Here is a 26,252-nt window from a genome sequence, read left to right on the forward strand (position 1 = left end):
TAGCAAGCTTTTGTCCAGAAGCGATTTTGGCGAACACAAGGAGCAGCCCTGTACGACTAGGTCACGCTTCACCTTCAAAGAGATCAGATCGTGTATGAGTCGATACAACTAAATTATCCACGCTAATAAAATACTAGCGCCCCAGTTTAGTCAAACTGGAGCGCTTTTTCACTCCGACACAGTCTGGGTGTTATGCAGACAAACTTTCGATGATGGCATTACTTACTGTAATTACCAAACCGCCGCCCCCAACATTCTCCTTCGAAAAAGCAAACTCGTTCCGCTCGATAAAGTCAATTACGTCAACATCTACTTGGTATTTTTCGTCACCGTTGATATACCAAGCTTCAACAGGAGAGCATTCAAGATAGCGAACCAAAAACTGGTGCGATTTACCATCAAACAGGTTCACCAAGAAGGCGTCCTGCTCGTACTGCACATCTAGCAACAAAAAGGAATCTGTTAACCTGATTGTGCAATTTCCATGACTTGAAGATGCTACGACTAATTCCATTTGTATACCTCTTTCATTTTTAGCAACGATAAATAAAATCAACTCAATGCTTGAACAGCATCAAGTCTTTCCCTAAATTCCTCTAGCAGTCCGAATCTACGAATTGCAGTGGCGCAACCCGAAAAGTCTTTCTTTAACTTCTCTATTTCGCCATCATAGCCTGCGAAATATTCCCAACAGCGCTCCTCTGTCCAGTAGCCTCTAGGAAATCGAGCACGCAGCATATGGGATGTAGCCTCTTCTAGCCAACCTTCTTTGGCACACTTGACGTAAACGCTATTGGCGCTATCTCTAAATTGACAATAGTCTGTATAGTCTTGCGCGATAGATACACAATACTCCTTAGTTAGAGTACCTTTAGGCGTACCACGCTCTACACCTGCCTCCGCAAGCAATGTATCAATCGCTTTTTTATCAGGATAACGAACCAACCAATTATGTAAGCCTGAAGCATTTGCTCGAATCTCTCGCATAGTCTTGTAATTTTCTGCAAGCTCTTTAGCTGACTCCAAGGTGTAAGGCTCACTGCGTTTCTTCGTCATGGCTTGAGTAATAGATGCCAGAATCCCCAAGCGGTTAGCAGCGTGATATGCTCTCGATGAGTACTTGTAAAAGTCTTCTGCACTTATGCATTTTGATGCTTCTAGTCGAACCCTGCCTTCAGTCCAGTACCCCTTCGGTGTATTCTCAACGAAGTGCGAGCACAACTCATCATAAAGCCCATTATCTACGATAAATTGATAAGCACTCCAAGCCGCCTTTCGAAATTTATACCTTACCGTATGTTTCAGAGCTTCTTGTGCTGCACGCTCTTTTGTCCAGTTCCTCTTATGATCCCTTGGATTCGCAACAATAACTTTCGAGCACTCATTAATCCTGACAGAGTGTGCCTGACATACAAGCGTGCTTATAGTGAATAAATCATTATTGAAACCTACTGGCAGCACTTTTGAGCGGAAGAATATTCTGCCAGCATGTATTCGCTGGCAAAGCCCATTAGCCTTCGCCCACTCGAAGTAGTCTGGCGAACCAGCCATCCACTCTTCTCGCGAACTGTACCGTGTTGAGTCCATCAGGACTTTTGTATAATCCAAGTTTGGATAAAACAATCGGACAAATTTTGAGCAATGACCCTTTTTTAAAAGGTCTTTATATGTCTCAGGGTTTGCTTCTCGCCATGCAATGTAGGAATTAAATTGACTTCGTGCTTTGGACACTAGTGTTTTAAAAGGTGCTTTTTGCCAAAACTTCCTAGATAACGTAGGGATATGGTTATTGTCCGTAGCATAATTGTAAAACGCAGGGGCAATACGCCTGAATTCAGCAGCAGATTTAGTCGTTGCAGCGACTTTGCTTATTTCTTCATAAGTAGTTTCATCCGTAACCTCTGGTGCGGATAACTGAGCATAATAAGCCTCTATTTCTCCCATGAAGCCTTGTTTTTTCGCTTCAATAAATGCAACAGGTGACTGCTCTTGAAACTGCCCCTTATTAAAGTATCTTTCTGCCTCTTTTAAGCACTTATCCAGCGTCCAGCCTGTACTACCAAATAAATCCATTAATCGCTCCTTTTAAGTATACGGTGGCCGCACTTCCATTTAGCATTACCTAATTTGCGCATTTTTCATATAACTCGCTTCGCTAGCGAGTTATACAAAAAACCGTGCGCTCTAAATTTTAAGCAGTTAACTTGCTACCTTCGTACCCATCTTTCATCAACTGAGATAGGTATACATTGCGCTTCAGTGTGGATGCCTTCTGGTAAATAGAGCGGATAATACATTTTTTAGCCCCAACTAAATGTACATAGCTAGTCGCCCTCGTAACGCCCGTATAAAACCATGCGTTGTCTACCATAGGCATACTTGCAACAGCAACAATAATGCGCTCAAATTGACTCCCTTGGCTTTTGTGAAGGGTTATAGCGTATCCTAGTTGCAGGTCTTTAATTTCTTTCAGACCAATAGTGCGTCCATCATCGAGCAGAACATCTATTGATGAACCTTCCTCTTTGCTGAGTGACACTATTCTGGCAAGGGTTCCATTACGGACATCAAGCTTATAGTCATTCTTGGTAAATATTACGGGGTCTCCAACTCTAAATCCCGTATCACTAACCTCATCACTAAATTGCATTAACACCCTTGCACCCTCAGAGTTGAGATTGGCTTGGCATTCTTTATTAACTGCTTTAGCTAACGAGTTTGTAGGACACAGGACTTGTGCGACCCCATTGTACTTTTCCATTAATTCCACACACTTATCCCTGAGAGCTGACGCCTTAGGTAGCGTTTCGTGATGAATAATGCGCTTATAGCTAAGAGATGGCGGTAACTTATACTCTCGAACCAACTTAGAGTATTCAGGAATACCTGTACTGCCACTCTGACGATGAACGATATCTAATTCCGTTTTTGGAACAAAATCCAGTTTCAATAGTTCGGATAGTACTAGACCTGCATTGATTGGAGGGAGCTGTGCAGGGTCTCCAACTAAAATAATTCTTACGTCAGGCGACAAACCAATTATCAGTCGGTACATTTCGTAAATATCCACCATGGAGCTTTCATCAATAATGACTACTGACTTATCTTGAACATCCTTAATCTTCTCTTTGATGAATCTTGCAATTGTCGATGTTTCAAAACCAATAGATTCATTTAGGCGCTTCGCCGCCCGACCAGACAAAGCCATCGCGTGAATGTCGTAACCGAGCTTATGGTAAGCTTTCGCGATTGTTCTAAGTACTGTCGTTTTCCCTGTTCCCGCGCCACCTGTAAGAAGAGATAGATTGCATTCTACTGAGGTAATCACACCTTGATATTGCCTTTCTGATAGCGCAAAGGGATTCTCACTTGCAGCGTCAGATACGGCAACAGTATGGAGTTCACTCCATGCAACCTCACCACTTAATAGGTTAGTGAACCTTTTGGCAACTACAGACTCCATGATGTACAAAGGCACTGGATGTACAGTATCTGTTTTCTCTTCGTAGTGGCAGTCAAATGCTGCCTTGCTTGAGACAATTGCATTAACAACCTCTGTCTCAATCCCAACCATCACTCCAGAGTCCCTGTGGGACTCAGATTCAAGAGTTTGGAATACTAGAAGATCTTTGACCTTGCTGACCAGTAACTCAAGCGATATGGATGTATGACCACCTTTGGCGCAGTGCTCATTCAAAACTTTACTAACGACTGCTCGATATCGTCTTTTGTCGGTAGGTTTAACACCAAAGGTATCTCTAGCCAATGTGTCCACCTTAGAGAAAGGTAAACCAAAGCTTTGCAGAATGTAGGGGTCGCTTTTTATTTGTTCAACAGCCTCGACACCATGAAACTTGAAAAGTCGTTGCTGCACTGATGGCGGGATGCGCATCTCTACAAACCATCTAGCATACTTAAGATTGTCGTACTGGCGGTAGCCGTCATATAGTGCTTGGTAGTGGTGGGGCTTAAGCGTTGGATTGGTATTTTGCTTTTCTAGCTCTAGCACATCAACCAGTCTGCCCGTTGAAAGTGCATCAAGAATTGCACCATCATGCTCTGTGAATAGCTTTGCTGCTGTAGCTATCCCGATACCCACAAACTTGCTGTCTTGGGCGATAAAGTGCTTAAATTCCTCATCTCCCTCAGGTATTACCATTCCAAGTTCCCGTGGCATATCACAATAATAATTTGTTCTACGCCCTTCCTTCCTACGATCTTCCCACCTACCCAAAACTGTCCAGACCTGCCCCTTGACAGGCTCTACATTGCACATATTGGCAGTGCATCGAACAGTAACGTAAGAAATCCCGTTCTGATTGAAATGCTCATTATCACGCTTGACGCTCATTCCATGGAAAATTGTTTCTTCATCAGAGTATTTAGCAACACTCGTTACTCTAATTCTGCCTCTCAACAAATCAGTTCTCATTACTCAGCAACCCTAATTCAGCAACTATAGCGGCAAGCTCTTCGAGTTTTCTGGTCTTAGCCTTCTCTTCTAGATATCGCTTGGTCATTTTCTGAAGCGCATTCTCCACAGCCTTTTTTTCACTCAAAATTCTTTGGATTTCACTGTTGTTTCCATCGCTGATTTCCAGCTTGTTCACTGAAGCAGTGTTGCTATTTTCTGCCTCTGATTTAGGTTTTAGCTCCTTGAGAACCCCTTGCTTCCTTAACTCGTCTTCAAAGGCTTCTAACGCTTGGATGTTTTTGGTATTTGCTTCCGAACCAATTTTGAATGAGGTTAAACCAATACCTATTTCTTGACAGAGGTCTTTTCTTACTAGCTTGTCACCGTTACGGTTTACAAGCTGTTTGATATCTTGCTCAAGAGCACGTTCCGACCACATTTGAAATTTTTCTAAGTTACTTAGCTTCAAGCCTAACCATCCTTTAGTTTATCCATCACCTTGTAAAGCGTTGTCCTCGATATATGAAGCTCTTTGGCGATCTGAGATTTATTCACCCCTTTGCTTATTCGTAACCGAACTTGCTGCAATAGATCATCATTGATAATTGTTGCTCTACCAATGTGCTTGCCCCTTGCCTTGGCAGCCAGCATTCCCTCTTTCTGCCGCATTCTTATTAGCTTTCGCTCAAATTCAGCAAATGCACCCAATAACTGGAGTGTTAGCATATTCATTGGTTCGGCATCCTTATAAAACACTAGGTTCTCTGACACAAATTCAATTCGCACGCCCTTGCTACTTAGTGTTTCGATGATGTTCTGCAAATCTAATAGGTTACGCGCCAGTCTATCGATGGAATGTACAAAGAGGACATCGCCCTCGCGCAAATAATCCATGCACTCCCGTAAAACAACTCTGTTCGCAGTAGAACCGCCACCTATCTTTTCGACAAAGACCTTATCCAGCCGCATATCAGCTAACTGCCTATCTGTATTCTGCTCTGCTGACGATACGCGTATGTAACCAACGCGATGACTCATAAGTATCCCTCCTTGTGTTCAATAACAATATTAACCTTTTTGAACACCGTGTCAATAAAGAGAAATCAACCTTTTTGGACATGCAAAAACAGCGCCTGTAGGCGCTGCTTCATTGTGTTCAGAAAGTATACCTTTATGTGCAATTACTTTTTGGTATAGCGCATGAGAAGCTCGACTTCACTCTGTATAAGAATCACCATACCAGTATCTGCATCAACCAACAGATTGCCAGATGTTTTAACAAGCCCTTGCTTGGCGAAGTGATCATACATTTTTGCAAAAGCTTTCAGCGTGGCTTCATCTTCTGTTGGAGGTGAAACGAGAGCCTGTTTAAGTGATGAATCATCAGCATTACTCTCTAATAGGTATTTTCTTGTAGAAAACTCTTCACCTTTAGCGCTCAGGTCTTCGAAATTCTTGGTAATAACATTCTCAAGAACTTCAATCTTTCTAGTTGCTCGCAACAAACTTTTGCGTAGTGCATCGTTATCAGCAATAAGCTCCTCGTTTGATTTCGTTTTTGCTGAAGTAGGAACGCTGACTTGCTCTAGATCAACCTTCTCAAAGGACTCAAACAGTTGTCTATATATGCCTTTAGGGTCATTGTTTAGGGTTCCCTCAGAGGGTTTACCGCCAAGATTATTTTTGATGTACTCTGCGACTTTTACCTTTTTGATTGCTACGTTTTCTGAGGACAGCTTAACTAAAGCGTCAAAAACATTTTGAATGTTTGCTTTTTCACCTGCATGTTTTGATTGAGAAATAAGGTGATCTCTTGTGGCTATCTGTGCAGCGTAGTCTCTAGTTTTACTTTTCATCATATTATTCTTTTATTGTCGGAGCTAGGAGAAGCGCAGTGTCCTCTCTCAGCGTTTTTTGTAATAACTGAAGCTGCTCACTTTCTATTGTGTCTATTAGTAGTCGAGGGTCTTCAAAAGACATATCATCAACTCCACCCAGCAGTGTTTGTGCTTCATACATTTTGCTAACCACAGCGAGTTGTTTTACCTCATCGCTTGGCATAAATAAGAAAGGATTCTCGTTATTAGTGGCTGAATACAACTGAGCTAAAAAGCGCTGAACTTTTCGCATACTTATTGAGTCTTCTTGATCTATACCTTGAGCAGTTGCTTGAATTAACAACTCCATACACTTTTCAGATTCACTGAGGTCTAAGCGAACTTCACTATCATTGCCAGAGATTGTAGGAAGCTGCATACCTATTTTCTCACTCAGCCTATTAACACATTCGTTAAACATCTGCTTTCGATTCATTCGCTCAACAATTTTATAAATTGACTTTTCAGTAGTCTCATCAGCTTTGGCAAGGAAACTCTCTGAGGCTAATCTGGCTGCTTCTTCGCTAACTGCCTCGTCATTAAACACATCCTGCGACTTATCCATCAAGCGAATTCGCTCCAGTGCTAATTCATGAATTTCTACGGCTAGCAGATTTATGTAATAAATTTGGTCGGCTATCAATTCAGGGGCGCTGCGCCAATAACGGCAGTTACCACAAGTCATCGCCCCAGCCTTAATAGGTGTTATCTTCACCTCCTCAGCTTTAGAGTTGATGACATTAATTTCAATGCCCCCTGATTTGCAATCAAATTGCGAACAAATGCCTCCCTTCATTCTCGTAGGTCTGCCGCCTAGGCTAAAGTCAGGTCGCAGATGACCGTGTTCGTTCCATTCTGGAAGCAAGTCGAATAGGGCAATGAGTTCATCATCAGCATGGTTCTCAATATACTCCCTAATATTTTGGGGAGCCTGTCCTGCGTTTTTTCTAGCTTCTAATACTACTTTCCTAAACTCCTCATTAGAGAGCTTTTTGTAGTACATCGTCATTATCTCAGTCGCGTGACCAACAAGCATCTGAACAACACTAGGCTCAACCCCTTTTTTCAGGAGGTCAGTAATGCCGAAGACCCGCAAGCCATGCAGGTCATAAATATGCTCTCCGTTTCTATCTCTAACACAACTCTTTGTTGCACCAAACCGAGCGGCGTATTCTTTATCTACTGCATCTAACAATTTAATGAATAATTTTCGAACACTTGCATTACTAACAGGTAGATAAAGTCCCGTTTTTTCAGGGTTAAAGTTCGAAATAGTTGGATTTCTTAAATCTCGAAATAGCGGTGTCCCCATAGGTAGTAGATCGTAAACATCTCGTCCGTATGTACCACTGTGCCGATCCATGGGATTAACTGGCACTAGGTCACGTGGCGAATATTTCCGATTGAACTCTTTTTGCAGATTCACCACTTTTAAAACATCGTCTAGATGCCCAATTCCAGACTCCTTCATCCATGGAACAAGATAGCCTGTTTTGCCCTCTTTTTGCAGAGTAATTAGTTTAGTTTTATTGGTGTTGAAATGTAGGCAAATTTCTCCCTGATTTGTTCCATCTGGGACGACAAACCCTTGAGACTTAAACAACTCCGCATGCGTACCAACTTCATATTTAGTAATAAATGCCTTGTTGCGCATAGGGTGCGTATTTTCAACAAACTCTTTCTTGTCATGGTCATATGTCAGTTCATCCATCAGCCCCTCATCAGACCATAATATTTGGTGCGTCCTAGCAGGAAAGATTAAGAGTAGGTGCAATGCATGTGCTACATTCGGATGGAAGATATCTTTGTCCCATTCTTTTGTTTCATAATTATACTGTGACGCTACGGTGTAGTGGTGGCTGCTGTGTTCACGAGCAAAGGCGTAGTTATCAGCAGTAAGTAGTTCGATGCACATTTCGTGCAGTAAGGACGACATCGATGCACGCACCGTAACACCTGCCCCTGAGTTTGATCCTCTACCTCCAAACATAACTCTAGCGTTAGGCATATTTCGGTCAAACGCTCTCAGGTAAATAGCTTCCTCTTCACGAATCATGCTTTCATACAGAGATCTGATAGATTGCCAATTTGCAACTCTTGTCGCGTATGCGTTGCTTCCCTGTCTTTCGCAAAAAAAATCAAAGAAGGATTTCACATCCAGCAAATTCAATGAGTCATGAAAGTGGCGATGGGACAGTTCATTTAGGTTTTGTACGCTCTTCCCTTGTTCTTCTAGGTAGGTCAAATAGTCAACAAATAATCCTGCTCTTTTAATATTTTCTCCGCTCAAGTTTTCACATAGCTTCGACAATCTCAGTCTCAAAGGCTCATCGATTTTACCTACTGCATAACCTAGTGAGGCATTACTTCTTTCTAAGTCATGATTCTGCTTACGGATAGCGCTCTGAACCCTAACTAGAGATTTATCAAATGACCTATAATTACTTTCACTAGTCCAAGAGTCTTGCCTCTCCAGTTGCTCAATGAGTGTGGCTAACGGCTTGGTGAACGAGCCAGAGGTAGAGTTATAGCCTTTATCCCCGAACCTAGTTTGGTTGATGTCAGTCAACATTTTGTAGGGTACATCAGCGAGTGATTCGACCACAGATGCTGAAAATAGCTGTGCTACTGCTTTCTCTTTAAACTTCCTCGCTGAACTCGTATGTTCATTTTGACCACGGTAATCCATCTCGAAAAAAGAGTCTATTGCCAATGTGCTCTCTTCAAAAATGACAGCATTAGAGAGCATTTTCAATGTGTGGTAGGGGCTTCGGCACATATACTCGCCCAATGAGTATGCAGGTATGATTATGATACGTTTGGCGACACTGTAGGTAATGAGGTCTTTAAACATTGAAACAATATGGAATAATTGAGAGTTAAATAATGTACTCTGCTGTTTGGTGTTAAAATGTTTCCTCTGAATGGCATTATCAATACTTATTTCATCACCAAAATCGAATTCATTGTTCTTGAACCTAAATTTTGGTCTCAAAATGCACAACAGTTTATATAGTTTCCGATCTTTGAAATCCTCTATACGTCCAGAAATAGCTCCTTTTTGTATTAGCTTACTGATCTGTCTTAAATCGTATCCTATCTTTGTCGATTCCTGTTTCGCTTCTGCTGCGAGGTCAATGGCGAATTGCAGCAACTGCTGTGTACTTTCAGCACCCAGCTCACGCAAATTTAGCAATGAGGGGTGAACAAAACCATCCCTCTTGGCTTTTAGGCATGGGTTTACATCAGGGTCATTTTGTAGAGCATAATCTGTATCAATTTCAGCTAGGAACTCTTCGATCGATGGGGTTCTGATCATAACCGCCTCGTCCATTGAAGAGTTGTAATACACTTCTCTTTCCGACATGTAGCCATTTTCAGTATTTACTGATGTTGCGTCTTTTTCATTAACTACAATCATTATTTTCTAAGCTCATTATAATCAAGATCTTTATAGGCATTTTTAAAATCATTTTTAGTCAGATTATTCCTAATGGTCACACTATCTAAGTTGTAGTAAACCTGCGTGCTACTAGTTTGCACATGCCGCATCATCATTCTCGCACTTTCAATTGGCATCTCTAGGTTATTTGCCATGTAGCATCCCGCATGGTGACGTAAGCTGTGTGGTCCCAACTGGAGGGCGAAATTCTTTTTAATGAAACGCTTAAATCGGCGTTCATACGTCTGTTTACACAGAGGATACCCGTCTTTGTCGCAGAGCAGGAACGGATGATTTCTCACGCGCTTTTGAGGTATTATTTCGTTTTCTATGATTTCTAGTGTCAGTGTTTCGATAGCACTGTGGGTAAACTCGATGCTACTACCGACATCTGTTGTTTCATTTTGAGGATCAATTCCTTTGTATCCAGCCCATAGCAGGTGACTGCGGGGCAGCGCACTGCGCTCACTGATATTGTTTAGGAACCAATTTTTTTTAATCTCAGAGTCCGTCTGACCATAGTCTAGCTTCGGGTTGACCTTGTCGTAGTATTCAAAATGTTCTTCACGAAGGATTACCCCCTTCAGATCGTCACTTAGTGTTTCCCTGTTTGGCTTGGGAAATATGACCCTACCGCCAGACGAATTGAAGCCAATATCATTTTGCAACAAATGAAATAGCTCTGAGGCACGAAATGCTGCTCCAGCTTGTAACAGGTAGCCCACTTTTTGATTCGGGTCTTTCTCTGCGTTGATTAGCTCAATTATGCGTTCAGCGGGAAAACTCTTGTATAGCTGAGCACGACCACCACTTCTGTTCTCAACGTTAAATGATGATGTAGTCCGTGCTTCGTTATTTCTGGCTTTAGAGGCAGCACCCTTCAAGTGACTAAGTAAATAGTCATTATTATCTCGAAATGCGCTAGTGCGAACACCTTTTTCGAACAAATCTACCGAGCTGACAACGTTTATGCCAAATGTCGCCTTCATAGCCTGCTCAAGCAATGTCAGGGATTTGATGCGCCTCACAACCTGCTTGTGTGTCAGTAATCTCCCCCACAGCTCGCTATCATGCTGACGCGAGTACGCATAGTCGAGAACTAATAAATGTGGATGAGTGTCGTATCTATCACTATGTTCAACATTCTTTGAGTAAAAATACAGTTCAGCTACAGTGGTCGCTGTCATCCCATCATCTTGCCCACGATCCAGCTTGTACTCGAAATCATAAAACAACATCAATTCATGCGACAGGGTTCCATCAAACATAAAAAATACTGGGAATAACTTCCCACGGTGCTCTTTAACCTTGATGTACCTTTTGTAGTATAACTGCTCGCCTCTGCGCATTTCAGCCCTATCCCCTCAGACTTATGTTAGTATTGTTGTGTACTTATAATTATTCACACTAATCTATCTTAAATAAGTATGCAAACAATAAAGGGGTGAGTTATGTTATTTCTGTGAGTTTTGTTTTGTACACATATAAGCTAATCGCTCGTGATGAAGCCCTTCACCTTACTGGTACACAGCACATGATCAACTTGCTACGCAATGGTCAAGATGATTTTGAATTCATGCAGATCGCTGAAGAGTGTAAGCAAGAGTGTTTCGACCTATTCAAAGAAGCGGCTGAGCAAGAGAAAGAGTGGGCAGAATACCTATTCAAAGATGGCTCTATGATTGGTCTGAACAAAGACATTCTTTGCCAATACGTTGAGTACATTACCAACATCCGTATGCAGGCTGTTGGCCTAGGTACGGCTTACCCAGCAGCAACGTCGAACCCAATTCCATGGATCAACGCTTGGTTGTCTTCAGATAACGTTCAAGTTGCTCCACAAGAAGCAGAAATCAGTTCTTACCTAGTTGGCCAAATCGACAACGAAGTAAAAGCTGACGACTTTGAAGGATTTGAGCTGTAATGCCAACAATCAAAATCAACAAACTGACTTCAATTGAATCTAACCCTTCAAACACTCTGTTGGAAACAATGGAACAAGCTGGGTTAGAGCCAGAATACAACTGCCGAGATGGTCACTGTGGCGCTTGCCGCTGCACGTTGGATTCTGGTGAGGTCGAGTACGTTGGTTTTGCTATGGCTTACACGCAAGGTAATGAGATATTGCCTTGTATCTGTAAAGCAAAGACTGAGCTATCGCTGAGTAACGTTATTCATAGAAACAAGCAAAAACGCGCATAAGCCAGCTGGCTTTAGGTCACTTTGTTCGAATATCGTCAATAAGAATCAAAAAAGGGTCCGCTTCCTTTAGGAATGCGGACCCTTTTCTATTTATGTCTTTAGGTATCTAAAGCGACTCGTCTATCACTCAACCAAATCTTCCTGTTGGCTTGTGTCATACAAAGCCAAACGTTTATTGCTGAGTCAGGTTAAGAGTCACAGAGCCAATATAACAAGCGCTTCGGCACTCTCCACAGCCGTTACACTTATCTTTGTCCACTGTAGGCAACTCTCCTACTTCGATGTGTATTGCACCAGCTGAACACGCCGTTTGGCATGCTGAACAGTCCATTTGCATGTAATTATTGCAGCTATCCGCAAAGCTCGGCTTGAGGTCGATATAAGGCGTGACCGTTGGATGAAGTGCGCCGGTCGGACACACTTCAGTGCATTTGTTACACATAGAACAACTGTTGTAATCCAAATTCAGCAGCGCACTGCCCTCTAGCATCTCAATAACGCTATTTGGACACGATTGTTCACACAATCCACAACCGTCGCAAAGACGCTCAAACAGCACCTCATCGACCGCTCTTGGCGGTCTTGCATGCAAGCGCTGTGATATCTCTTCATAATTCGCGGCTGCTTTAACCGGTTTAGAAAGTCGAGTTAAGAAACCGCGTCTATTTGAATTTATTTGTTCAGACATTAGTCGATATATAACTTTTTAGTAGCAACGTTTAAATTATATTCAGATATTAAGTACTTAAACCAATCTATTACATCAACCGATAGCTTTTTATAAAAAGATAACTCTGATGCTTTATTTAGTTTTTCTAAATAAACAGAAGACCAAGTTAATAAGTGACCCTCAAGTAATTCACCGGCTGAATTAATATTATTATTTTCTAACAAATACGCATGAGCGAATAACATTAAACCAAATTGATCTTCCGGCTCTCTTAACCCAGTGTCTAATTCAATCTGATTCAATTCTAAAAACTGGCGATACTCAACCGTAGAAGCACCAAACACAACGCGGTCTTTATCTAGGTACACAGAACCCCAAGGCGGAGCTGGCATGTCTCCAACGCCTTCAAACAGGCGGCTGAACTCTGCTGCGAGCGCATCTTCGTCTTCGCTTCTTAATGCCTGCAAGCATTCTTCAGAGAGTACTTCGCTCTCAACCAAAGCTTCGACAATGGTGATTAACTGTTCTTTACTTGTCGCTTGATAAAATAGCGAACCCAACAATTTATGCGTATCGATAATCATTATTATTTATACCGTTATAGGTTTAAAGATAATTATATTAATTAACTCATTTCATTCTTTGATCTATTTTATACATTCAATTCATAAACTTTAAATTCCACACTTATTTGATGCCAATCAATCAATAATTCGAAATAAATACATAAAGAACAAACTACCTATAAAGTGCTAGCTATCAATAGCAAAAGGCATCTTAGAATGACGAATAAGAAAGAATCTGGGGTAATGAATCTTACTCGAAGAGGCTTCATGAAAGCTTCCTCTGCAGTAGGTAGTGCAGCTGCACTTGCGGGCGGTATTGCATTACCTTTCAAATCCAAACCAGTAGCGGCTGCAGTTGCTGAAAATGTGGATGAGAAAATCGTATGGAGTGCATGTACAGTAAACTGTGGCTCTCGCTGCCCACTGCGTATGCATGTACAAAACGGTGAAATCAAATACGTAGAAACAGACAACACAGGCACTGACGAATACGGTCATCACCAAGTTCGTGCGTGTCTACGTGGTCGCTCGATGCGCCGCCGTGTTTATAACCCAGATCGCCTAAAGTACCCAATGAAACGTGTGGGTAAACGTGGTGAAGGTAAGTTTAAGCGTATTAGCTGGGAAGAGGCTTATGATGAAGTCGCTGGCACCATGCAACGCCTTATCAAAGACTACGGTAACGACACTATCTACCTAAACTACGGTACAGGTACGCTGGGCGGCACGGTTACTAAATCTTGGCCACCAGCTCAAACGCTGATTGCTCGTCTAATGAACCTAAGTGGTGGTTACTTAAACCATTACGGTGACTACTCAACAGCGCAAATCACGAAAGGCTTGAGCTACACCTACGGCGGTTGGGCAAACAACAACTCTTTCTCTGATTTAGAGAACACTAAACTTAACATTCAGTTTGGTAACAACCCTGCTGAGACGCGTATGTCTGGTGGCGGCCAGATCCACCACTACGTTGAAAGCAAAAACAAATCAAACGCAAGAACGATCATCATCGACCCTCGCTACACCGATACTGCCGGTGGCCGTGAAGATCAATGGATCCCAATTCGTCCTTCTACAGATGCGGCATTGGTAGCGGGTCTTGCACACGTGATGATCACTGAAGACCTTGTCGACCAACCGTTCCTAGACAAATACTGTGTCGGTTACGATGAGAAGACCCTTCCTGCATCAGCGCCTAAAAACAGCGACTACAAATCTTACATCCTAGGTTTAGGTGAAGATGGCGTAGAGAAGACACCAGAATGGGCTTCTAAGATCACGGGTATTCCAGTTGACACCATCGTTAAGCTTGGCCGTGAAATGGGCACAGCGAAACCATGTGCGATTCACCAAGGTTGGGGCTTACAACGCACTGCGAACGGTGAACTAGCGTGTCGTGCAATCGCGATGCTGTCACTGCTCACTGGTTCTGTGGGCGTATCAGGCGGTTCAACAGGCGCTCGTGAAAGCGACATCAACATTCCATTTGTGCGCTTCCCTACCGTGCCAAACCCAGTTGAAACGTCTATTTCAATGTTCATGTGGACAGACGCGATTTACCGTCACCATGAAATGACCGACATCACTGATGGTGTTCGCGGTGCAGAGCGCCTTAAGAACCCAATCAAGATGATCTGGAACTACGCAGGTAACTGCATCATTAACCAACACTCAGACATCAACAAGACTCACGCGATTCTTCAAGATGAAAGTGCGTGTGAAATGATTGTCGTGGTTGATAACCATATGACGTCTTCAGCGAAGTACGCCGATATCATCCTGCCAGACTTAACAACGTCTGAGCAAGACGACTGGTGTATGGACGGTAAAGCGGCGAACATGCCTTACTTCATCTACGCGCAGAAAGCGATTGAGCCTCAGTTTGAAGCAAAATCTATCTACGAGATGTGTACTCAGCTTGCGAAACGAATGGGCGTAGAAAAAGAGTTCACCGAAGGCCGTACTCAAGAGCAATGGATTGAGCACCTTTACGCAGAAACTCGTAAGAACGATCCAACACTGCCAACCTTCGAAGAGATGAAAGAGCTGGGTATCTACAAACGTAGCTACGACCACCACTACATTGCTTACGAAGACTTCCGTAAAGATCCAGAAGCGAACCCACTGACCACGCCAAGTGGCAAGATCGAGATCTACTCAGAGCAACTGGCTGATATCGCGAAGACTTGGAAGCTGAAAGAAGACGAAGTGATTCACCCACTTCCGATTTACGCGGACTCTTTTGAAGGTCATAACGATCCACTAGCAGAGAAGTACCCACTTCAGCTAACCGGTTTCCACTATAAGGCTCGTACTCACTCGACTTACGGCAACGTTGCTGAAATCAAAGCAGCAGCACCGCAAGAGTTGTGGATCAACCCGATTGATGCTCAAGAGCGCGGTATTAAAAATGGCGACATGGTCAGTATTTTCAACGACCGTGGCGAAGTACACATTCCAGCGAAAGTGACACCTAGGATTCTTCCTCGAGTTGTCGCACTAGGCGAAGGTGCATGGTACGCACCAGATGGTCAGAAGATCGACCATGCAGGCTCTATTAACGTGCTGACGACTCAGCGCCCGAGCCCACTTGCTAAGGGTAACCCTCAGCATACAAACCTAGTTCAAATCAAAACGCTAAACAAAGCATAAGGTAGGTTGGAATGAAACAATACGGCTTTTACATTGATTCAAGTAAATGCACGGGTTGTAAAACCTGTCAGCTTGCTTGTAAAGATTATAACGATCTAGATATCAAAACGAACTACCGTCGCGTATACGAATACGCAGGTGGTGGCTTCACTCAAGATGGCGATACTTGGGTTCAGAAAGATGTCTTTTCTTACTACCTTTCTATCGCTTGTAACCACTGTACTAACCCAGCGTGTGTGAAAGTGTGTCCTTCGGGCGCGATGCACAAACGTGATGAAGACGGTTTGGTTGTGGTTGATGAGAGTGTATGTATTGGTTGTCAGCACTGTAGCAATGCGTGTCCTTACGGCGCACCACAATACAATGCTAAGAAAGGTCATATGACGAAATGCGATGGTTGTTACCAACGTGTTTCTGAAGGCAAACAGCCTATCTGTGTTGAGTCTTGCCCACTTCGTGCATTGGAGTTTGGTGAAATCAATACACTTCGCGAGAAGTACGGCTCTGGTGCGGATGTGGCTCCACTGCCATCTTCAACAGAAACGCTACCAAACATCGTGATTAAGCTGAACAAAAACGCGAAGCCGACTGGCGATACCAGCGGTCACCTAGCAAACCCGAAGGAGGTGTAAGATGATTTTTCATGAGTGGTCTTTAATCTTCTTTACGGTGCTGGCGCAAACTGCGGTTGGTGGTTACTTACTGATTGGCGCACGTGCACTGGTACTTGGTCATGACGAAGAGAAGCTGAACAGCTACAAGGTTCCAATGTTTATCCTATGGGTACTGATGGGTCTTGGCTTCATGTTCTCGACAACGCACCTTGGCTCTCCACTGCGCGCGTTTAACGCTTTTAATCAGCTAGGTTCGGCTTGGTTGTCTAACGAAGTGTTCTTCGGTGCGGCATTCTTCGCTGTCGGTGGCCTGCAATGGTTACTGTCGTTAGTCAAGAAAGGTGGCGTTGCTATCCAGAAAGCACTGATGGTTGGCGCGATGGTACTGGGTGTTATCTTCATGTACGCGATGATCAACGTATACATGATCAACACAGTACCGACGTGGGACAACATCTACACACCACTGAGCTTCATCATGACGATGGTTGTGGGTGGCTTGCTGTTATCTCAGTTCGTGATTGTATTCGCAAACGACAGCCGCTTTACGGTTGACCGTAACATCACCATGTTGGCTGTTATCGCTGTTGCTATCAGCTTGCTTGTGACAGTAGGAAAACTGAACCTAATCGGAGACATCCAAACTTCAGCGGCAAAAGCGTCTGAGTTAGTCGATGGTTTAGGTAGCTATGTGATTCTTCAAGTGGCACTGCTAATGGCAAGCTTGTTGATTTGGATTCTACCTATGCTGAACAAAGCAAAAGTGAACCCAGTTAACCTTGGCTTAGCACTAGTATTGTTCTTGGCTTCAGAGTTAATCGGCCGTGGTTTGTTCTACAGCCTACATATGACAAGCGGTTTGTAATCGAGTTATTACAGACATGAGTTGCGTGTAAACATCGCTGCTTGTTTGGTTATCTAGAAGGCTAGATAAACAAAAGGCCCAACACCTATTTAGATGTTGGGCCTTTTTATTTCGTTTTTTCTAGCGTTTTTAATACAGACTTAGCGAGTTCGCTTACATCGTTAGCTTACATAGCTACTTAATGATAGCCGCTGGAATAAACATGTCTTTTAATCGCTTAACCGAAGAATAAGTACCAAACATCGGTTTGTTATCTAAATGCCTTCTCAGCATATCGGCGGCAACGGTCTTAATCACGTTGCGTTGGTCTTCACGCGAGTACTGACGATAAAACTCAAGTACCTGCCCCCACTCGCCTGCTTCAGTCGACAATGCAACGCTGAATGTGTTGCCTTCCAGCTTACCAGTCACCAAAGCCAATTCAGTTCCGCACTTATCTCTTGTTGCTCCAGCCAGCGCAAAGGTCGCGGCTAATGGATCGCTCTTTTCAAGTTCGCTCTCTTTTGGCTCAGCCATCACCCATGAGTGTCCGAAGCAATCTTCTATCTGCTCATTCAATTGCAGCCACGCTGACAGTGAACCTTTGGTCGACACTTCAGACACAGATAACGTCTTCTTTTTTTCCGCCATGATGTGTCCAATATGGTCAATCATCGGCTCATCAACACTAACGACATTACTCTCTAGCAGCTTGTAAACCATCTGCAGAAGCTTAACGCGAGTTTCTAAGTCTGCCTTAGGACCAAACAGTTTGACCTCAATGAACGGCAGATAAGAGCGATAACCAAGTTCATAACCTTCTGGCAGCTTTAGTTGATCCAAAACATCAGAGATACCGGACTCAGACAAACCAAACGTAAACAGTCGACTGCATTCAGAGGCAACCACTTGAGGGTAGGTACACGACAAGTCAGGAAGAATCTCAAACGTCACCATGCGCTTGAATTCACTTGGTACACCCGGCGTGAAATAGAAAGTCGCATCGTTAATTTTCAGTTTGAAGCCACAAGCCGTCCCCACAGGGTTATCGACAATCTCTGAACTCGCAGGTAACAAAGCTTGTTTAAGGTTGCTGTCTGGCATTGGCATGCCACGTCCAGAGAACATCTCTTCCATACGAGCAAGCCATTCAGGGAACATGACGAGTTTCTGCTCGGAAGCAGCTGCAGCGGCGACAGCACTCATATCATCGGTTGTCGGGCCTAAACCACCATTAACGATAACCACATCATAGTTAAAGCTCAGCATCAGCAGTTCTTCAACAAGAGCATTCATTTGATCACCCACAGTTGAGCGCTTAGCAAGCGCAAAACCATGCTGATAAAACTCAGCAGACATCCAAGCTGCGTTTGTATCTACAATGTCTCCATGAAGAACTTCTTCACCTGTGCTTAACATTGCGATTTTCGTCATATTTCTATCCCTTGTTGTCATAAAAAGACACTGCATTATTTACAAACTGGTCTATGGTTGAATTTGGAGCAATTCGCCTTTTCACTAATATTAATAATGTTAAACCTAAGGTTTTCTTAGGAAAAGCTATAAATTATTAGTTCCCTAAATCAGGCATTTAATAGATAATTGTGATCCTGATCAATTCCAAACTTTCTCATGGAGACCCTTGTGGCCAAATCACCGTTACTAACAAAGGTTACTGCCGCATTTTCAATGCTAATGTCAGTTAACTCGGTTGCAAGCCAATACGACTTCGACCAGCCAATCAACCTTTCTTACTCGGATGAATGTGCTCAAGATTACTGTTTTAATGACAACTTGTACACCTACAAGCCTAGTACCAATTACGCACTGAGCGAGTCGAGTGATGAGTACGACTTCTCAATCCAACAACCAAAACACATGTTGGTGAGTCAGGAGAAAGATTGGGATTACCTAATGGGTCAAACCTACACCATTCTTGGCTTGAGTGTCGCGACAGTGGGTCTAATGACTCTGCTCCCTGAAAGTATTACTAAGTGGGATGATGACCAACGTGATATCAGCTCATTAGGTAAAAAGTGGAAAGATAACGTTTCTGCTGGTCCAACATGGGACCGTGACGAACACTTCCTAAACTACGTAATGCACCCATATTTCGGTGGTGTTTACTACACCGCAGCTCGACACGCAGGTTACGACGAGTTTGAGTCATTCTTATACTCTTGGACTATGTCGACGTTCTTCTGGGAATACGGCGTAGAAGCGTTTGCAGAAGTACCTTCATGGCAAGATCTCTTCATCACACCTTTCTTCGGTGCGGTTGTCGGTGAAATGATGCTAGAAGCAGAGCAGGATATCATTGCTTCAGGTGGCGAAGTGATGGGCTCTCAAACCATGGGTGATGTGTCGCTATTCTTCCTTAACCCTGTTGGACACATTCACTACTGGGTAAGTGACGCATGGGGCGGTGATGCAGAAGTTAACCTGAATACTAACCCTTGGTGGGATAACCAAGACGCTGCACGTTTTGCTTACGATGCTGGCGCACCATACGACTCTCAGTTTGTTGGTATGAACTTCAAAGTAACGTTCTAATTCGTCTCTAGTACTACTCAATATAAGTTATTGAATATAAGTTGCTGAATCATCAATCACAGTGACAACTCTTCTAAAAAGCGGCTCTCTAGCCGCTTTTTTTGTGCCCTACTCTTCATTCTCTTTTTTTGCATCGAAGCTTAGTTTCAAAAATTGACCTAGGTCAAACATTGTTCGATGTAACCTTCTACACTGAAATTAAAGAACTTTATCGCGTGATATCAAACATTTAATTAGCAAAGAATAATTGAAACCTTGGGGGCTGATATGAACAGTACATTTATCGTAAACTTTATAGGAAAAGCATCACCAGCAACAATCAAACAGCTTGCTGCGGTTACTCACGAAAACGACGGCAAATGGCTCATCAGTAAAGTGAACTTTATTGAAGACCAAGTCGCAGGCGTACTAAAGGTTCAACTTCCAGCCATCAACGAATCGATTGTAAAAGAAGCGTTCAGCGCCAATCCAGATCTCATCGTGCAGTTTGTCGATTCCGATCATACACACAATGTTCAAGACACGGTCCATCACTTGAGACTCGACTCTAACGACCGAGCAGGTATCGTCAACGAAGTGACTCATGTATTGGATAGACAAGGAATCAGTATTCTCGATATGGATTGTCACCGCGTCTTTATCGCTGGTGGCGGCGGTGTTAGCTCAAGTCTATTCACATCAAAAATCGCCGTTAAGCTGCCAATCGAAGTACAGATCGACGACGTAGTTAATGAACTCGAAACGCTCAGTGAAGATACTCGTGTGATGATTGAAAGCTAAATAAACAAAATTAAAGAACAAAAAAGAGCAGCTCATTAGCTGCTCTTTGTATTGCTCTGAACTTGTGATTCAGTTACTTAACTGACCATTGTGATAATGAGCGTTTGAAGTCTTCATAGCCGAATTCATTTAGCTTCTGAACTTCACCACTGCTACGTTCACAGTAGATTGAAGGCATTTTAAGGCCATTGAACCAGTTCAATTTCACCATTGTGTAACCCGCGCTGTCTAACAGATGCAGCTTTTGACCAATCTTAAGTGGCTCATCAAAGCTCGCTTCGCAGAACTGATCGCCCGCAAGACATGAACACGAACCAATCACGTAGTCATGGCTGCCTGTTTCTGATGCTTCCAATACTGATGCGGGCTCATTGTAGATAAGCGTGTCAAGGCGGTGCGCCTCAGTCGCTGAATCCACAATCGCTGTTTTCTTCACGTTCTCAACAATATCGACCACTGTCACAACTAGGTCGGTTGTTTTAGTGATGATCGCTTCACCCGGCTCAAGATACATCTGCACACCGTGCTTTTCAGAGAAGGCTTTCAGCGCAAGACCGAGTTTTTCGATGTCATAGCCAGGCCATGTGAAGAACACACCTCCGCCCATGCTCACCCAGTCCAACTTATCTAAGTGCTCACCAAACTGTTCTGAGATTGAATCAAGCAGGCCGATAAACGCATCGACGTCTTTGTTCTCACAGTTCATGTGGAACATCACACCATTAATCTCATCGAAAATTTCTGGTTTGATGTGGTCAGCTTGCACGCCCAAACGCGAGAATTGACGTGCTGGATTCGCCAAGTCTTGCCCTGCGTAGCTCACGCCCGGATTTAAACGTAAACCCAGTGAAGCTTTACCTTCAACAATATGACGGTAAGCAGCAAGTTGGCTTTGAGAGTTGAAGATCATCTTGTCGCAGATGTCAGCAACCTCTCTCACGTCATCTTCACTGTAGCCCACACTGTAAGCATGAGTTTCACCGCCAAAAGTTTCGTGACCTAATTTCACTTCATAAGGCCCAGAACTAGTAGTACCGTCTAGGTACGGTTTGATGATGTCAAACACGCCCCAAGTCGAGAAGCACTTAAGCGCAAGTACCAATTTCACACCTGAAATCTCTTTCAGTTGCTTGGCTTTTTCTAAGTTCGCAATCAACTTGTCTTCGTTGATCATGAAATATGGGGTTTTTAGTTCTTCTTTCTTAAACGTCATTTTTGTAAACACTCAAGCAGCATCTATAGATGGAAAGGTAAATTAACAATTTTGGTGTGATTTATTTTGATTTTGTCCTGTCCGAGCGCAGTGAGTTACAAAATCAAAATAAATGATACCAAAGCTTCAAGGCTATCATCATCGAAAAGGGAACAATCCATGTCCCCTTTAATTAGCAATCAAAACAAGAAATCAGTTCTTATTTTTTCAGCTCATGAATCACTGGAAGACCTTGGCCTGCTTCAAGCTCTTGAACATGCCAATCTAGACCAATTTCCGGCATAGTTGCTAGGAACGGATCTGGATTTAGCTGTTCCATGTTGAACACGCCTTTATCAGCCCATTCGCCACGGAAGAACTGAAGTGCAGCGGTAATCGCTGGAACACCAGTTGTGTAAGAGATCGCTTGGTGCTCTACGTCTTCGTAAGCCACTTCGTGGTCTGCGTTATTATAGATGAATACGCTACGCTCTTTACCATCTTTCTTACCTTGAACCCAAGTACCGATACACGTTAAACCAGTGTAACCCGGAGCTAGAGATGTTGGATCCGGTAGTAGTGCTTTAAGAACATGCAGAGGCTGAACCACAGTACCATCGTGCAGTGTTAGCGGATCTGGGCTAAGAAGACCGATATCACGCATGCAGTTGAAGTAGTTCAAGTATGCATCACCAAAGCCCATCCAAAATTCGATACGCTTAGCTGGGATGAACTCTTTCATTGAACGAACTTCATCGTGCGCCATTGAGTAAACTTTGTGAGAACCACAGTTCGGGAATTCAAACTCAAGCATACGAGAGTGACAAGGTACTTGTTTCCACTCTTCATTTTCCCAGTAGAAAGAATCGCCTTGGATCTCAAGCATGTTGGTTTCTGGGTCAAAGTTTGTCGCAAACTTCTTGCCGTGGTCACCAGCATTCACATCCATTACATCAATTGAGTCAATCTCATCGAACAAGTGCTTAACCGCGTATGCAGCAAAGATTGATACCACACCTGGATCGAAACCAGCACCAAGAATACCTGTGATGCCTGCTTCAGCGAACTTCTCACGGTAGCCCCACTGCCAATCGTAAGCTTGTGGTACTTGTTGACCTTCAGAACATAGGTCAACCGCTACCGATGTATCTAAATAAGAAACTTTAGATTGGTAACATGCTTCCATGATTGCCATGTTTACCCAAGGAGGACCAGCGTTGATCACTAGATCCGGCTGAACTTCTTTAATCAAAGCAACAAGCGCATCAACATCATCAGCGTCTACTGAACGTGCTTCTAGTTTCTTAGTTGAATCTTTAAGGTTGTTTTTGCCCTTGATAGATTCGATGATTTTTTCACACTTCGCGATTGTGCGAGAGGCGATTGTGATATCACCCAGTACTTCGTTATTTTGTGCTGCTTTGTGTGCAACAACCCAACCAACGCCGCCTGCACCAATTTGTAGAATAGCCATAGTATTAATTACCCTTGTTGTTCTGCTAGCTCAGTGGCTAGAGTTTGAATTTTGTTAATTAGAGATTTGAAATCTGATGTCTTTAAGCACGGATTCAAGATAGTAAATTTCAACGCGCTTTTACCATCAACGACCGTTTCGCCAAGAACAGCAATGCCACGAGTCAGCGCCTCCAGCCTTAACGTCTGATTCAGTTTGTCTAAATCTAGCTCACCGTTTGCTGATTGCCCATTGCGAGGCACCGATCGGAACAGCACAGTAGACAGTGACGGCTCAGCAAGCAGTTCAAAATCGTCATGCTTCTGAATCAGGTCTGCAACTTGAAGCGTCTGCTCTAGGAGATGATCGTACATATCACCCAACTGCTTTGGCCCAACGCTTTGCATCGTCATGAAGACTTTCAATGCATCAAAACGCTTGGTGGTCGCAATAGACTTATCGACAAGATTTGGCAGCTCATCGTGCTCGCGATTCAAGTAGTCTGCGTGATGCAGTAGGAACTTAAAGTTCGCTTTGTCTTTCAGCAACACAGCACCACAGCTGATTGTTTGGAAGAACAACTTGTGGAAATCAACGCTCACTGAATCCGCTTTCTCGATGCCTTTCAGGCGAGCTTTATGGCTACTTAAGATAAGCGCGCCACCGTAAGCACTGTCGACATGGAACCAAAGATCTTGTTGGTTGGCGATGTCAGCAATCGCTTCAAGGTCATCAATAGCACCGTGATCGGTCGTACCCGCCGTACCGACAACAGCAAAAGGAATCAACCCTTGTGCTTTAAGCGCTTTCACTTCTGTGTCTAGCAAGTCAGGTTTGATAGTGCCGTTTGCATTGGTGTCAACACAGCACACTGCCGCTTCGCCTAGCCCTAGTAGAGAGGCAGACTTTTGAACCGTGAAGTGCGATTTCTTTGAACATAAGATACGCAGCTTACTCGCGTATTCTGGTAAGCCAAGCTTTTGGATAGAATAACCATTGTGCTTATCCGCAACCCAGTCTCTCGCAAGCAATAAACCCATTAGGTTACTTTGCGTGCCGCCGCTGGTGAAAACACCGTCAGCTTGTGCGCCAAGTTGGTATTTTTCGCACATCCAATCCACCACACGCTGCTCAACATAAGTCGCAGCCGATGCTTGGTCCCATGAATCCATTGATTGATTCAACGCCGCGATAATCGATTCAGCTGCTACCGAAGCCATAAGAGGCGGAGTGTGAAGGTGTGCAATACAATCTGGGTGTTGCACGAAGATGGAGTTTGCAGCGACAAGGTCTGCAGTGCTATCTACAACATCAACCAAAGCGTGTTGATTGTTGTCAAGGTCGACAGCATTGATGGCTGCTTCTAGCACTTTTGGATCTAAACCCGAATAAGGGGTTTCAACCTGTTCAAAAACCGCTTTCATCGCTTGAGTGGTTTGGTTCATCACGCTAGCAAATTCGTCGCTACCGCCTAAACCCGTCTGGATAAAATGCTTGTTCCATTCTTGGTTTGCTTGCTCGCTTGAAGCTGGGTCTTGTTGTAGACCACCACCTGCTGCGATGATCGCTTCTTCCATGACGCGCAATGCAAAGTCAATCTGCTCAAAAGAGATAATCATTGGCGGAAGGAAACGAATGACCGAACCATCACGACCACCCTTTTCAACCATCAAGCCGCGTTCTAACGCCGCACGTTGAATCGCAAGAGTCAGTTCGCCGTCTGATTGTGGTTCGCCAAACTTGTTAAGCTCACCATTTGGTTGCTTGATCTCAGCGCCAAGCATCAAGCCTTTACCGCGAACTTCAGCAATACAGCTAACGCGTGATTGAATTTTCTCAAGCCCATGACGTAAGTATTGGCCTGCGATGTTCGCGTGCTCAACCAAACCATCTCGTTCAATGATTTCCAACGCCTTAGCGCCAGACACCATTGCTAATTGGTTACCACGGAATGTACCGGTGTGCTCACCCGCTTTCCATGTATCGATGCTCTTATCGAACACAAGCAGCGACATAGGCAGTCCGCCACCAATCGCTTTAGATAAACATAAGATATCTGGATTAACACCAGACTCTTCAAACGCAAATCGATGGCCAGTTTTGCCCACACCACACTGAATCTCATCAAAAATCAGTAGGATGCCGTGCTCATCACAGATGCGACGTAGGCCTTGTAACCAAGATGCTGGAGCAGGAATCACACCGCCCTCACCTTGCACAGGCTCAACGATCATCGCCGCCGGTTTCATGATGCCAGACTCGTCATCATTCAACATACGTTCGATGTAACGAATGCTCGCGTTAGCACCCGCTTCACCACCAATACCAAACGGGCAGCGTAGGTTGTATGGGAAAGGCATGAAGTGCACATCAGACATCAAGCCGCTACGACGCTCTTTAGTGCCGAGGTTACCCATCATACCCATGGTGCCGTTCGTCATACCATGGTAAGCACCACGGAAAGCAAACATGGTGTTGCGACCTGTGGTTTGCTTGGCGAGCTTGATCGCCGCTTCCACAGCGTCAGCGCCAGATGGGCCACAGAATTGAAGAACCGAGTTATTTGAAAAGTCTTGAGGAAGAAAAGCTTTAACTCGCTTGATAAACGTCTCTTTTGCTTGAGTCGTGATATCAAGTGTTTGGTATGGCAAACCAGAATCGAGTTGGTCTTTAAGTGCTTGGTTAATCTCAGGGTGGTTGTAACCCAGAGAAAGTGTACCTGCACCGGCTAAGCAATCGAGAAAGAGTTGGCCACGAGTATCTTCAACTAAAGCGCCACATGCTCGTTTAATAGCAATAGGCAGGCGTCTTGGGTAAGAGCGAACATCCGACTCATGCTGTTCTTGCTCTAGCAAAATAGCGTCAGGTGTTAGGTCGTACGTTCCCTCTAAGATAGGAACCATAGTTGAAAATGAATTTGCGATAATATTGATATCGACTTCAAAGGCGGTAGTCATAAAAGTCCCCTTGAATGTGTTCATACTCACCTC

Annotated in this window: 20 protein-coding genes and 1 pseudogene; 7 read left to right on the forward strand and 14 right to left on the reverse strand. The window is 43.8% G+C overall.

The window, feature by feature from the left end:
- Positions 1 to 190: 190 nt before the first annotated feature.
- From AB4209_RS02725 to AB4209_RS02760, 8 genes are all read right to left on the reverse strand, one after another.
- A complete protein-coding gene (locus AB4209_RS02725; protein ID WP_372054769.1) occupies positions 191 to 514 on the reverse strand; it encodes a hypothetical protein in 324 nt (107 codons plus the stop codon).
- 38 nt (positions 515 to 552) lie between these two features.
- Positions 553 to 2,073 (reverse strand): hypothetical protein, encoded by a 1,521-nt coding sequence (locus AB4209_RS02730; protein WP_372054771.1) that lies wholly within the window; start codon positions 2,071 to 2,073, stop codon positions 553 to 555.
- A gap of 118 nt (positions 2,074 to 2,191) precedes the next feature.
- The gene (locus AB4209_RS02735; protein ID WP_372054773.1) at positions 2,192 to 4,432 is read right to left on the reverse strand and encodes an AAA family ATPase; all 2,241 of its coding nucleotides are present in this window, start codon (positions 4,430 to 4,432) and stop codon (positions 2,192 to 2,194) included.
- Positions 4,422 to 4,883 carry a hypothetical protein gene (locus tag AB4209_RS02740; RefSeq protein ID WP_372054774.1) on the reverse strand — a complete coding sequence of 154 codons (462 nt, stop codon included), beginning with the start codon at positions 4,881 to 4,883 and terminating at the stop codon, positions 4,422 to 4,424. Before AB4209_RS02740 ends, AB4209_RS02735 begins: the two co-directional genes overlap by 11 nt.
- 2 nt (positions 4,884 to 4,885) lie before the next feature.
- Complete coding sequence (locus AB4209_RS02745; protein WP_372054776.1) at positions 4,886 to 5,452, reverse strand: recombinase family protein; 567 nt, start codon at positions 5,450 to 5,452, stop codon at positions 4,886 to 4,888.
- 143 nt (positions 5,453 to 5,595) lie between these two features.
- Entirely contained in the window at positions 5,596 to 6,273 is a 678-nt protein-coding gene (locus AB4209_RS02750) for a hypothetical protein (protein WP_372054778.1), read from the reverse strand.
- Between the two features lies 1 nt (position 6,274).
- Entirely contained in the window at positions 6,275 to 9,712 is a 3,438-nt protein-coding gene (locus tag AB4209_RS02755) for a VPA1269 family protein (RefSeq protein WP_372054780.1), read from the reverse strand.
- The gene (locus tag AB4209_RS02760) at positions 9,712 to 11,082 is read right to left on the reverse strand and encodes a tyrosine-type recombinase/integrase (protein ID WP_372054782.1); all 1,371 of its coding nucleotides are present in this window, start codon (positions 11,080 to 11,082) and stop codon (positions 9,712 to 9,714) included. Before AB4209_RS02760 ends, AB4209_RS02755 begins: the two co-directional genes overlap by 1 nt.
- 137 nt (positions 11,083 to 11,219) lie before the next feature.
- Between AB4209_RS02760 and AB4209_RS02765 the strand changes: the two are divergent.
- Positions 11,220 to 11,657: pseudogene (locus tag AB4209_RS02765) on the forward strand (ribonucleotide-diphosphate reductase subunit beta); the annotation flags it as partial.
- A complete protein-coding gene (gene yfaE / locus AB4209_RS02770) occupies positions 11,657 to 11,935 on the forward strand; it encodes a class I ribonucleotide reductase maintenance protein YfaE (RefSeq protein WP_010438115.1) in 279 nt (92 codons plus the stop codon). The pseudogene AB4209_RS02765 and the gene yfaE, both read left to right, overlap by 1 nt.
- A gap of 172 nt (positions 11,936 to 12,107) precedes the next feature.
- On the opposite strand, the gene napF is transcribed toward yfaE, so the two are convergent.
- The gene (gene napF / locus AB4209_RS02775; RefSeq protein WP_017060994.1) at positions 12,108 to 12,623 is read right to left on the reverse strand and encodes a ferredoxin-type protein NapF; all 516 of its coding nucleotides are present in this window, start codon (positions 12,621 to 12,623) and stop codon (positions 12,108 to 12,110) included.
- Positions 12,623 to 13,189, reverse strand: coding sequence for a molecular chaperone (locus AB4209_RS02780; RefSeq protein ID WP_017060995.1), 567 nt, complete (start codon positions 13,187 to 13,189; stop codon positions 12,623 to 12,625). The genes napF and AB4209_RS02780 overlap by 1 nt, the downstream gene beginning before the upstream one ends.
- Before the next feature lie 198 nt (positions 13,190 to 13,387).
- On the opposite strand from AB4209_RS02780, the gene AB4209_RS02785 reads away from it, so the two are divergent.
- From AB4209_RS02785 to AB4209_RS02795, 3 genes are read left to right on the forward strand one after another with little or no spacing between them, the layout of a single operon-like run.
- Complete coding sequence (locus tag AB4209_RS02785) at positions 13,388 to 15,826, forward strand: DmsA/YnfE/YnfF family dimethyl sulfoxide reductase (RefSeq protein ID WP_372054784.1); 2,439 nt, start codon at positions 13,388 to 13,390, stop codon at positions 15,824 to 15,826.
- Between the two features lie 11 nt (positions 15,827 to 15,837).
- Positions 15,838 to 16,458, forward strand: coding sequence for a DMSO/selenate family reductase complex B subunit (locus AB4209_RS02790; protein WP_004733360.1), 621 nt, complete (start codon positions 15,838 to 15,840; stop codon positions 16,456 to 16,458).
- A gap of 1 nt (position 16,459) precedes the next feature.
- A complete protein-coding gene (locus tag AB4209_RS02795) occupies positions 16,460 to 17,305 on the forward strand; it encodes a dimethyl sulfoxide reductase anchor subunit family protein (protein WP_372054786.1) in 846 nt (281 codons plus the stop codon).
- 174 nt (positions 17,306 to 17,479) lie between these two features.
- Here AB4209_RS02795 and AB4209_RS02800 read toward each other — a convergent pair whose 3' ends face one another.
- Positions 17,480 to 18,718 (reverse strand): CinA family nicotinamide mononucleotide deamidase-related protein, encoded by a 1,239-nt coding sequence (locus tag AB4209_RS02800; protein WP_017060998.1) that lies wholly within the window; start codon positions 18,716 to 18,718, stop codon positions 17,480 to 17,482.
- Between the two features lie 210 nt (positions 18,719 to 18,928).
- On the opposite strand from AB4209_RS02800, the gene AB4209_RS02805 reads away from it, so the two are divergent.
- Both AB4209_RS02805 and AB4209_RS02810 read left to right on the forward strand, forming a co-directional pair.
- Complete coding sequence (locus tag AB4209_RS02805) at positions 18,929 to 19,837, forward strand: DUF3943 domain-containing protein (RefSeq protein ID WP_017060999.1); 909 nt, start codon at positions 18,929 to 18,931, stop codon at positions 19,835 to 19,837.
- 267 nt (positions 19,838 to 20,104) lie between these two features.
- Positions 20,105 to 20,617, forward strand: a complete 513-nt coding sequence (locus AB4209_RS02810; RefSeq protein ID WP_017061000.1) for a glycine cleavage system protein R — start codon at positions 20,105 to 20,107, stop codon at positions 20,615 to 20,617.
- A gap of 73 nt (positions 20,618 to 20,690) precedes the next feature.
- Here AB4209_RS02810 and nspC read toward each other — a convergent pair whose 3' ends face one another.
- The 3 genes from nspC to AB4209_RS02825 form a co-directional block, all read right to left on the reverse strand.
- Positions 20,691 to 21,830 (reverse strand): carboxynorspermidine decarboxylase, encoded by a 1,140-nt coding sequence (gene nspC, locus AB4209_RS02815; RefSeq protein WP_017063550.1) that lies wholly within the window; start codon positions 21,828 to 21,830, stop codon positions 20,691 to 20,693.
- Between the two features lie 199 nt (positions 21,831 to 22,029).
- Positions 22,030 to 23,283, reverse strand: coding sequence for a carboxynorspermidine synthase (locus AB4209_RS02820; protein ID WP_017061002.1), 1,254 nt, complete (start codon positions 23,281 to 23,283; stop codon positions 22,030 to 22,032).
- Between the two features lie 8 nt (positions 23,284 to 23,291).
- Complete coding sequence (locus AB4209_RS02825; RefSeq protein WP_372054788.1) at positions 23,292 to 26,243, reverse strand: pyridoxal phosphate-dependent class III aminotransferase; 2,952 nt, start codon at positions 26,241 to 26,243, stop codon at positions 23,292 to 23,294.
- Positions 26,244 to 26,252 lie beyond the last annotated feature (9 nt).

Source organism: Vibrio sp. 10N.286.48.C11, from assembly GCF_041469805.1.
GTDB classification, from domain to species: domain Bacteria; phylum Pseudomonadota; class Gammaproteobacteria; order Enterobacterales; family Vibrionaceae; genus Vibrio; species Vibrio crassostreae_C.

Coding starts and splice junctions, on each gene's coding strand:
- AB4209_RS02725 (WP_372054769.1), bottom strand. CDS start 514: ATGGAATTAGTCGTAGCATCTTCAAGTCATGGAAATTGCACAATCAGG.
- AB4209_RS02730 (WP_372054771.1), bottom strand. CDS start 2,073: ATGGATTTATTTGGTAGTACAGGCTGGACGCTGGATAAGTGCTTAAAA.
- AB4209_RS02735 (WP_372054773.1), bottom strand. CDS start 4,432: ATGAGAACTGATTTGTTGAGAGGCAGAATTAGAGTAACGAGTGTTGCT.
- AB4209_RS02745 (WP_372054776.1), bottom strand. CDS start 5,452: ATGAGTCATCGCGTTGGTTACATACGCGTATCGTCAGCAGAGCAGAAT.
- AB4209_RS02750 (WP_372054778.1), bottom strand. CDS start 6,273: ATGATGAAAAGTAAAACTAGAGACTACGCTGCACAGATAGCCACAAGA.
- AB4209_RS02755 (WP_372054780.1), bottom strand. CDS start 9,712: ATGATTGTAGTTAATGAAAAAGACGCAACATCAGTAAATACTGAAAAT.
- AB4209_RS02760 (WP_372054782.1), bottom strand. CDS start 11,082: ATGCGCAGAGGCGAGCAGTTATACTACAAAAGGTACATCAAGGTTAAA.
- yfaE (WP_010438115.1), top strand. CDS start 11,657: ATGCCAACAATCAAAATCAACAAACTGACTTCAATTGAATCTAACCCT.
- napF (WP_017060994.1), bottom strand. CDS start 12,623: ATGTCTGAACAAATAAATTCAAATAGACGCGGTTTCTTAACTCGACTT.
- AB4209_RS02780 (WP_017060995.1), bottom strand. CDS start 13,189: ATGATTATCGATACGCATAAATTGTTGGGTTCGCTATTTTATCAAGCG.
- AB4209_RS02785 (WP_372054784.1), top strand. CDS start 13,388: ATGACGAATAAGAAAGAATCTGGGGTAATGAATCTTACTCGAAGAGGC.
- AB4209_RS02790 (WP_004733360.1), top strand. CDS start 15,838: ATGAAACAATACGGCTTTTACATTGATTCAAGTAAATGCACGGGTTGT.
- AB4209_RS02795 (WP_372054786.1), top strand. CDS start 16,460: ATGATTTTTCATGAGTGGTCTTTAATCTTCTTTACGGTGCTGGCGCAA.
- AB4209_RS02800 (WP_017060998.1), bottom strand. CDS start 18,718: ATGACGAAAATCGCAATGTTAAGCACAGGTGAAGAAGTTCTTCATGGA.
- AB4209_RS02810 (WP_017061000.1), top strand. CDS start 20,105: ATGAACAGTACATTTATCGTAAACTTTATAGGAAAAGCATCACCAGCA.
- nspC (WP_017063550.1), bottom strand. CDS start 21,830: ATGACGTTTAAGAAAGAAGAACTAAAAACCCCATATTTCATGATCAAC.
- AB4209_RS02820 (WP_017061002.1), bottom strand. CDS start 23,283: ATGGCTATTCTACAAATTGGTGCAGGCGGCGTTGGTTGGGTTGTTGCA.
- AB4209_RS02825 (WP_372054788.1), bottom strand. CDS start 26,243: ATGAACACATTCAAGGGGACTTTTATGACTACCGCCTTTGAAGTCGAT.